The following is an 8,345-nucleotide window of genomic DNA, read 5'->3' as shown; positions in this document are numbered from 1 at the left end:
TGGCCGAAAACAAGGAGGCCAAGATGGACTTGCGACTGAGACCCTACAAGGGAAAATGCCCGCAACTGGGCAAACGGGTGTATGTAGACCCCTGCGCCACCCTGGTGGGCGATATCGAACTGGCCGATGATGCCAGCATCTGGCCCATGGTGGCGGCGCGGGGGGATGTTAACCATATCCGCATCGGCGCCCGCAGCAATATTCAGGACGGCACTGTGCTGCACCTGACTCGCAAGAGCGCCAGCAACCCGACCGGCTATCCGCTGCTGATCGGTGAAGATGTCACTGTGGGTCACAAGGCGATGTTGCACGGCTGCACCATCGGCAACCGGGTATTGGTCGGTATGGGTGCCATTCTGCTTGATGGCGTCGTGGTCGAAGATGATGTGATGATCGGAGCCGGCAGTCTGGTGCCGCCGGGCAAGCGACTCGAGTCAGGCTTTCTATATATAGGTAATCCCGTCAAACAGGCTCGCCCGCTCAAACCCGCCGAGGTCGCCTTCCTCAAAACCTCGGCGGACAACTATGTCTTGCTCAAGGATGAGTATCTGCAAGAGACCTGATAGGGCTGGCAGAAACAGGAAGCCCAGCATGATGCCGGGCTTCGCTTCTTATATAGCTATATAGCAGTGCAAAACGGCTGACCGGAGATCAGTGGGCCTGATCCCAGTTGTCGCCGGTACCTGCCTCCACCACCAGCGGCACATCCAGTTCGACAGCAGCCGACATCTTCTCCTTGATGGTGGCGGTGTACTCCTCCAGCTTCTCTTCGCGGATCTCGAACACCAGTTCATCGTGTACCTGCATCAGCATGCGGATCGACTCATCCTCGATACCGCGGATCCAGCTGTCCACGTTGATCATGGCGCGCTTGATGATATCGGCGGCCGTGCCCTGCATGGGGGCGTTGATGGCGGCCCGCTCGGCTGCCTTGCGCAGACCGGCGTTGCGGGACTTGATATCCGGCAGATAGAGGCGACGGCCAAACAGGGTCTCGACATACCCCTGGGCTTCCGCCTGCTGACGGGTGCGCTCCATATACTCCAGCACGCCCGGGTAGCGTTCGAAGTAGAGATCCATGTACTTCTGTGCTTCGGCGCGGCCGATCCCCAGCTGCTTGGCCAGACCGAAGGCACTCATGCCGTAGATAAGGCCGAAGTTGATCGCCTTGGCGCTGCGGCGCATGTCGGTGGTGACCGCATCGAGCGCTACACCGAATACCTCGGCGGCGGTCGCCTTGTGGATGTCCTTGCCCTCGGCAAAGGCAGTAAGCAACCCCTTGTCACCGGAGAGGTGCGCCATGATGCGCAACTCGATCTGGGAGTAGTCCGCCGCCACCAGCTTGTAGCCAGCGCTAGGAATGAAGGCCTGACGGATCCGGCGCCCCTGCTCGTTGCGCACCGGGATGTTCTGCAGGTTGGGATCAGATGATGACAAACGGCCCGTAGCCGCTACCGCCTGATGATAGGAGGTGTGCACCCGCCCGGTCTGCGGCTTGATCATCAGCGGCAACTTGTCGGTGTAAGTGGACTTGAGCTTGGCCAGACCGCGATGTTCCATCAGCAGTTGCGGCAGCTCGTAGGTCTCCGCCAGCTCGGCCAGCACCTCTTCTGCGGTAGACGGCGCACCCTTCGGAGTCTTTTTGATGATCGGCAGGCCCAGCTTGGTGAAGAGGATCTCCCCCAGCTGCTTGGGCGAGGAGAGGTTGAACTCCTGCCCAGCCAGCTCATGGGCCTGCTTCTCCAGCTCCGCCAAGCGCAGCTCGATCTCCTGACTCTGCTGGTGCAGCAACTTGGGATCGATGGTGGTGCCGAGCAACTCCATCCGCGCCAGCACTGGCAGCAGGGGCAGTTCGATCTCGCTGAATACCCTGGCAAGGCCCGGCACGGCCTCCAGCTGACCCCACAGCGCCTGATGAAGACGCAGGGTGATGTCGGCATCTTCCGCCGCATAAGGGGCCGCCTGCTCCAGCTCGATCTGGTTGAAGGTGAGCTGTTTCACCCCTTTGCCCGCGATATCTTCAAACGAGATGGTCTCGACTCCGAGATAACGCTTGGCCAGCGAATCCATGTCGTGGCGACTGGCGGTGGAGTTGAGCACATAGGACTCGAGCATGGTGTCGTAGGCGATGCCCTGCAGGTCGATGTCGTGGTTGAGCAGCACGTTGCGGTCGTACTTGAGATTCTGCCCCACCTTGAGACGGCTCGGATCTTCCAGCAGCGGCTTGAGCTTGCCCAACACCACGGCCTCGCTCAGCTGTATCGGTGCCCCCAGATAGTCGTGGCCAAACGGCACATAAGCAGCCTTGCCCGGCTCAACCGCGAAGGAGACACCGACGATCCGCGCCTCCATATAGTCGAGACTGGTGGTTTCGGTATCGAAGGCAAACAGCGGTGCCGCTTTCAGCTGTTCCAGCCAGCCGTCAAACTCGGCTTCGTCCAGAATGCAGCGGTAGTCGGTTTCGATGGCGGCAACCGGAGCGGCGCTCTCATCGCCAGCCTCGTCCTGTCCGGCGCTCTCGCTCCCCTCTTCACCACCGGATTCCAGCTCCTTGATCAGGTTGCGCAGCTCGTATTCGCGATAGACCGCCAGCAGGGACTCCTTGTCGACCGGCTTGAGCTGCAGTTGCTCCAGACTCTGTTCCAGCTCGACGTCGGTCTTGATGGTCGCCAGTCGATAGGAGAGACGAACCTGCTCTTCCTGCTCGCGGAACTTGTCGGCGAACGCCTTGGAGCCGCGGAAGCCGAGCGCGGCTACCTTGTCCAGGTTGGCGGCAATCTCGTCGATGCTGCCAATCCCCTGCAGCAGGGCCAGTGCGGTCTTCTCGCCGACACCAGTCATACCGGGAATGTTATCGACCTTGTCACCCATCAGGGCCAGATAGTCGATGATGAGCTCGGGCGGCACGCCAAACTTCTCGATCACCCCTTCCCGATCGGTCTTCACATCTTTCATGGTGTCGATCAGGGTGACATGGTCGGAGACCAACTGCGCCATATCCTTGTCACCGGTGCTGATCAGCACCGGCAGCTGCTTCTCGGTCGCCTGGCGGGCCAGGGTGCCGATCACGTCGTCGGCTTCAACCCCTTCCACCATCAGGAAGGGGAAGCCCATCGCCTTGATCATCTGGTGGATAGGCGCAACCTGGCTGCGCAGATCGTCCGGCATGCTGGCGCGGGTCGCTTTGTACTCGGGATAGATGTCGTCGCGGAAGGTCTTGCCCTTGGCATCAAACACCACGGCCACATGACAGTCAGGATATTGCTTGCGCAGGCTGCGCATCATGTTGGCCATGACACGGACGGCGCCGCTCGGCAAACCGGTCGATGTGCGCAGATCGGCCTGCTGGGAGGCGAAGAAGGCGCGGTAAAGATAAGAGGAGCCGTCGACCAGAATAAGGGGGTTGCTAGGGGCCATGAAATCGTCCTGCCAGAGATAAACAGCCGCTAGGATGCCACAGGGCCCCCCTCACACCAAGGGGCGCAGCAACAGCACACAGCGCCTGATAAAGGGACTCAATCTGTGGATAACTCTGTGTTCAAAAATGGGACGCATCAGAGCGCACAGTGATAAAACTGTGTATAAGAATATAAAAACCCATTAAAAACAATGCATTGAGATCGCAAAAAACGATCGCGAGACAGTTAGAATGATCTCGATCAATGTGGAAAAAGATTTAAGGGAGTAGGTACGGCAGGATCCAAAACGAAACAATCCTAGCACAGCAAGATGACTTGACCAGCGGATGGCGAGCGATAACCATACAAAAGTACAACAATCCATCTTGGCTCACATTTTCAACAACGAGGAGTTTGCCATGAAAAAAGTGGCCGTGATTTTGAGTGGCTGCGGTGTCTTTGACGGAGCCGAAATCCACGAGGCCGTCATAAGCCTGCTGGCGCTGGCCCGTCAGGGAGCCGCCGTCCAGTGCTTCGCCCCGAATGTGGCGCAGCTCCATGTCATCAACCACCTGACCGGTGAAGTGAGCGAGGGAGAGAGCCGCAACGTGCTGGTCGAAGCGGCCCGCATCTGCCGTGGCCAGATCAAGGATGTGGCCGAGCTGGATGCGGCCGATTACGACGCGCTGCTGGTGCCCGGCGGCTTTGGCGCTGCCAAGAACCTGTGTGACTTCGCTGTCAAAGGAGCCGAGTGCCAGATCCAGCCCGATGTGCTGAAAGCGTGCCAGAGCTTTGCCAACGCCAACAAACCGGCCGCCTATATCTGCATCGCGCCCGCCATGATCCCGCTGATCTATGGTGCCGGGACGCTGGCGACCATCGGCCATGACGAAGGCACCGCCAACGCCATCGAGGCGATGGGTGGCAGCCATCTCAACTGCCCGGTCAACGAATTCGTGGTGGATCAGGAGCGCAAGGTGATCTCCACCCCCGCCTACATGCTGGCCAACAACATAGTCGAAGCGGCAGACGGCATCGAGAAGACAGTCAAGCAGCTGCTGGCGCTGTAATCCCCGCCCTGCCAAAAACAGACGGGCCGCTCATGGAGCGGCCCGTTTTCAATTCTGCCTGAAGGCGATGAATTAGATGGTTTCGCCCATCTGATCCATCTTGCCCAGCAGAGCACGCAGACGCTCCTGCCACGCAGTGTGCTCGTTGCGCAGCTGATGGTTCTCGTCTTGCAGCTTGCTGTTCTGCTCTTTCAGCTCGTCCAGCTCCATCTTCAGCAGGGAGATGTTGTCGACAGCGGATTGTACTTTGGATTCGAGTTGCTCAAGGACTTCTAGTGACATATGCATACCTGTATGTTCAATTGCGATGCCCCACAGAGGGCGATTCAAGCGCGTGAAGCCAGCATACCCCGAGCGCATCGGCACAAACAAGCCAGTGCGCTGTAAAATGCGCCTTCCATAGATGTATTGTCTAAATATGCGTCTATTTTTCTCGCATCCTGCGCCCGAGCCGCGACAACACACTGAACCGTGCGTAAAAGACCCCGCCGCCCGCGCATCATTGGCACCCTCTCGACGGAATCGCCGTTATCCATGCAAGGCGATATAAGCCCCCAGCAACAGACAGGCGACGACATACATCAGCAGGCCGTAGAGCAGGTTCCAGCGCAGGATCAGCCCGGCACTGAGGTTGTAGCGGGAGGCCAGCGCCAGATTGGATCCGGAGAGCGGACTGGTGCCAGTAGCAAGCCCCCATCCCAGCAGGAAACACATGCCGAGCAGGCTGGGATCCGGCGCCAGCGGCCATAGCAGTGGCGCCAACCCGGAGATGCTGATGAGCGGATGCACCCCGACGATGGCCACCAGCAAAATCAATAGCAGAGTGAGGGATGCCTCAAGCCAGCCAAAGTGGTTGAACAGCGGCAGGCCGTGACCGGCACCGAGATCGATAACCGACAACGCACTGTTGATGCCTGCCGCCAGCAAACCGGCCCCCAGAAACAGCACCAGCTGACCACCGATGGCGGGAAAGCGCTCCACCACCTGCCGCTTGAGGGCCGCCTTGCGCCCGACCCTAGGCATAAAAAGCAGCGCCAGCAGCGGGGCCACCAGCGCGATCACCGCCAGAATGCCGGGCTGGGGCCAGATCTGCTTGATGAGCAGTACCAGCAGCGCCAGTGTGACCGGCAACCCCAGGGTCTGCAGCCGCAGCGGATAACCGGCAAAGTCGGCTACCCCGATCCGCTCCACCTGCCAGGCAGTCAGCCCCATCGCCAGCAAGGCGGCGAGGATTCCGAACGGCAGAATATGGGAGAGCTGCAAGCCCGGCGCATAGGTGAGCGCCACCGCCATGGCGACAAAGAAGGGTGACCAGAAGGCAGCAGCACAGAAGATCCGGCTCAGCACCATCACCTGACGCCGCTCCAGGGTGCCATTGCGCTCCAGGCGATCGCCGATGATGAACAGCACCGAGAGGTTGATGACCGCCCCCAGCAGATTGAGGCTGGCCATGGTGCTCCACAGCCCCTTGCGTCCGGTCCAGGAGGTGGTGCCGGTCAGCAAGCCGGAGGTGGCAAGGTTGAGGGTGCTCACCGCGGCAAACATGGTGAGCATATTGATGTTGGGCAGCAGCCAGTCACCGGCGGTGAGGGTCGCGCCCTGCCACCAGGAGAAGAGCAACAGCAGCAGGGCGGCACCATACAGGGCCAGCGCCTGCCGCTTGGCGGCCCCCACCAGCCAGGGCCAGGTGAGCAGTGATGCCCCCCAGGCCGCAATGGCCGCAGGCCAGGGGGAGAGTCCCAGATAGAGATGGAGCAGGTTGAGCAGCCACATCCCCAAAATCAGATAACCCGACCAACGTTTGGCCATCGACTACTCCGGCCGGGAGATCAGAGACACTGATCCATATCGAGTGAAGGCTTGTCGCACTCCGGACGGCCGACGATCTTGGCGGGTACGCCAGCGACCGTGGTATGAGGCGGCACCGGGTTGATCACCACGCTGCCCGCGCCAATTTTGGCGCCCACGCCCACTTCGATATTGCCGAGCACCTTGGCGCCCGCCCCTATCATCACCCCTTCGCGGATCTTGGGATGGCGATCGCCGCTCTCCTTGCCGGTACCGCCAAGGGTCACGCTCTGCAGGATGGAAACATCATCTTCAATCACCGCGGTCTCGCCCACCACTATGCCGGTGGCATGGTCAAACATGATGCCCTTGCCGATACGGGCAGCCGGGTGCACATCCACCCCGAACACCACCGAGATCTGGTTTTGCAGATAGAGGGCCAGCGAGCGGCGCCCCTGCCGCCACAGCCAGTTGGCGACCCGATACCCCTGCAGGGCATGGAACCCCTTGAGGTAAAGCAGCGGGGTGGAGAAGAGATCGACCGCAGGATCGCGCTCCTGCACGGCGCAGATGTCGGCCGCCACTACCGTCAGCAGCTCGGGCTCGCTGCGCAGGGCCAACTCGATCACCTCGCGCAGGGCGATGGCGGGCATGGTGGCGCTGTCGAGTTTGTTGGCCAGCTGGAAGCTGAGGGCCGAACGCAGATTCTTGTGATTTAGAATGGTGGAGTGGAAGAAGCTGGCCAGCATCGGCTCCTGGGCCGCCATGCACTGTGCTTCTTGCTGAATTTTGTGCCAGGTTTTGGCAACCAGTTCATCCATGTTGCAGCCTACTGTTGTTCTGGGTGAGGGCTCTGTTGTTCTTTTGTCAGCACCGAGATGGGGTCCATGTGGATGATGACATCCATCCGCTCGAATGCCTGGCGTACCGCCAGTTCGGCTTCATCGGCGATCTGATGGGCCTTGACCAGGGGGATCTGATCATCCAGTTCCAGATGCAACTGTACGAATCGGGTCGGCCCGGATTGACGGGTGCGCAGGTCATGTACGCCGTGTACACCTTCTACGGCACAGCAGAGCGCCATTATTCTCGCTTGTTCTTCCGCTGGCAACTGACGATCGAGCAGGGCCTGCACCGACTCGTAGCCGATGTGTCCCGCCCCCCACAACAGGAATAGCCCGATCAGGATGGCAAACAGGCCATCGGCCCAGTACCACCCCTGCCCCGCCAGCACCAGCGCCAGCAAGACACCGGCATTGAGCAGCAGATCGGAACGGTAGTGCAGCATATCGGCCTTGATGGCCACACTGTTGGTCTTGCGAATGACAACGCTCTGGAAGCTGACCAGCAGCAGGGTCAGCACGATGGAGCCGCCACTGACCCAGAGACCCGCCTCCAGCCGCAGAATAGGCGCCTGATTGAGCAAGGATGAAATTCCGTGCATCACCAGCAGCAGGGCGGAGCCGGAGATAAAGGCCGACTGGATGAGGCCCGCCAGCGACTCCGCCTTGCCGTGACCGAAGCGGTGTTCGTCATCGGCCGGGGCAAGCGCATAGCGAATGGCCAGCAGGTTGATGATGGAAGCACTCACATCCATAAAGGAGTCAGTCAGGGATGCCAGCAGGGTCGACGAATCGGTCATCAGCCAGGCGATCAGTTTGCCGATGATCAGCAAGGTAGCGGTGGTGACCGCCGCTATGCTGGCAAAGGTCACCCAACGGGAATATTGTTGATGGCTCAAAACCGGCTTTCCTCTGGCGATGAAAAACTTATTATACCCTGACCCCGGCGTCAGTTTGGCGCGAAAATCTGCGGAATAACACCAGATGAACAGAATACTCCTGGTCGACGACGATCTTGAATTGACCCAACTGCTCACCGAAATTCTGACCCTGGAGGGATTTCAGGTCACGGTCGCCGAGGATGGTGAAGAGGGGCTGCAACGGCTGGCGGAGCAGAGCTTCGATCTGGTGTTGCTGGATGTAATGATGCCCAAACTCAACGGCTTTGCCATGCTGACCAAGTTGCGCAAGACCCACGACACCCCGGTGCTGATGCTGACCGCCCGCGGTGACAGCCAGGACCGGGT

General features: G+C 60.0%; 7 protein-coding genes and 1 pseudogene. 3 read left to right on the top strand and 5 right to left on the bottom strand.

Annotation, left to right across the window (positions count from 1 at the left end):
• Nucleotides 1–23: 23 nt before the first annotated feature.
• Nucleotides 24–563: a gamma carbonic anhydrase family protein gene (locus tag AACS18_RS06880; protein WP_108613998.1), complete on the top strand. Its 540-nt coding sequence runs from the start codon at nucleotides 24–26 to the stop codon at nucleotides 561–563.
• An 88-nt stretch (nucleotides 564–651) separates the two neighbouring features.
• On the opposite strand, the gene polA is transcribed toward AACS18_RS06880, so the two are convergent.
• Nucleotides 652–3,417, bottom strand: coding sequence for a DNA polymerase I (polA, locus tag AACS18_RS06875; protein WP_108613993.1), 2,766 nt, complete (start codon nucleotides 3,415–3,417; stop codon nucleotides 652–654).
• 400 nt (nucleotides 3,418–3,817) lie between these two features.
• Here polA and elbB point away from each other — a divergent pair, with 400 nt between their 5' ends.
• Nucleotides 3,818–4,468 (top strand): isoprenoid biosynthesis glyoxalase ElbB, encoded by a 651-nt coding sequence (elbB, locus tag AACS18_RS06870; protein WP_108613997.1) that lies wholly within the window; start codon nucleotides 3,818–3,820, stop codon nucleotides 4,466–4,468.
• Nucleotides 4,469–4,540: 72 nt separating this feature from the next.
• Here the strand turns inward: elbB and AACS18_RS06865 are convergent, their stop codons facing one another.
• From AACS18_RS06865 to fieF, 4 genes are all read right to left on the bottom strand, one after another.
• Nucleotides 4,541–4,750, bottom strand: coding sequence for a cell division protein ZapB (locus tag AACS18_RS06865; RefSeq protein WP_005339554.1), 210 nt, complete (start codon nucleotides 4,748–4,750; stop codon nucleotides 4,541–4,543).
• A 246-nt stretch (nucleotides 4,751–4,996) separates the two neighbouring features.
• Complete coding sequence (locus AACS18_RS06860) at nucleotides 4,997–6,277, bottom strand: hypothetical protein (protein ID WP_108613992.1); 1,281 nt, start codon at nucleotides 6,275–6,277, stop codon at nucleotides 4,997–4,999.
• A gap of 20 nt (nucleotides 6,278–6,297) precedes the next feature.
• Entirely contained in the window at nucleotides 6,298–7,077 is a 780-nt protein-coding gene (cysE, locus tag AACS18_RS06855; RefSeq protein ID WP_019446522.1) for a serine O-acetyltransferase, read from the bottom strand.
• 8 nt (nucleotides 7,078–7,085) lie between these two features.
• Nucleotides 7,086–7,997: a cation efflux pump FieF gene (gene fieF / locus AACS18_RS06850; RefSeq protein ID WP_042081837.1), complete on the bottom strand. Its 912-nt coding sequence runs from the start codon at nucleotides 7,995–7,997 to the stop codon at nucleotides 7,086–7,088.
• A gap of 85 nt (nucleotides 7,998–8,082) precedes the next feature.
• Here fieF and AACS18_RS23215 point away from each other — a divergent pair.
• A pseudogene (locus tag AACS18_RS23215) lies at nucleotides 8,083–8,345 on the top strand (response regulator); the annotation flags it as partial.

The sequence above is a fragment of the Aeromonas sp. HMWF015 genome (assembly GCF_963878965.1).
GTDB lineage: Bacteria > Pseudomonadota > Gammaproteobacteria > Enterobacterales > Aeromonadaceae > Aeromonas > Aeromonas veronii.
The sequence above is the reverse complement of the archived record's forward strand: the minus strand, read 5'-3'. Positions and strand labels throughout refer to the sequence as shown.

Bases quoted from the DNA above. Each gene is read 5' to 3' on its own strand.
- AACS18_RS06880 (WP_108613998.1), top strand. From the start codon at position 24: ATGGACTTGCGACTGAGACCCTACAAGGGAAAATGCCCGCAACTGGGC.
- AACS18_RS06860 (WP_108613992.1), bottom strand. From the start codon at position 6,277: ATGGCCAAACGTTGGTCGGGTTATCTGATTTTGGGGATGTGGCTGCTC.
- AACS18_RS06865 (WP_005339554.1), bottom strand. From the start codon at position 4,750: ATGTCACTAGAAGTCCTTGAGCAACTCGAATCCAAAGTACAATCCGCT.
- cysE (WP_019446522.1), bottom strand. From the start codon at position 7,077: ATGGATGAACTGGTTGCCAAAACCTGGCACAAAATTCAGCAAGAAGCA.
- polA (WP_108613993.1), bottom strand. From the start codon at position 3,417: ATGGCCCCTAGCAACCCCCTTATTCTGGTCGACGGCTCCTCTTATCTT.
- elbB (WP_108613997.1), top strand. From the start codon at position 3,818: ATGAAAAAAGTGGCCGTGATTTTGAGTGGCTGCGGTGTCTTTGACGGA.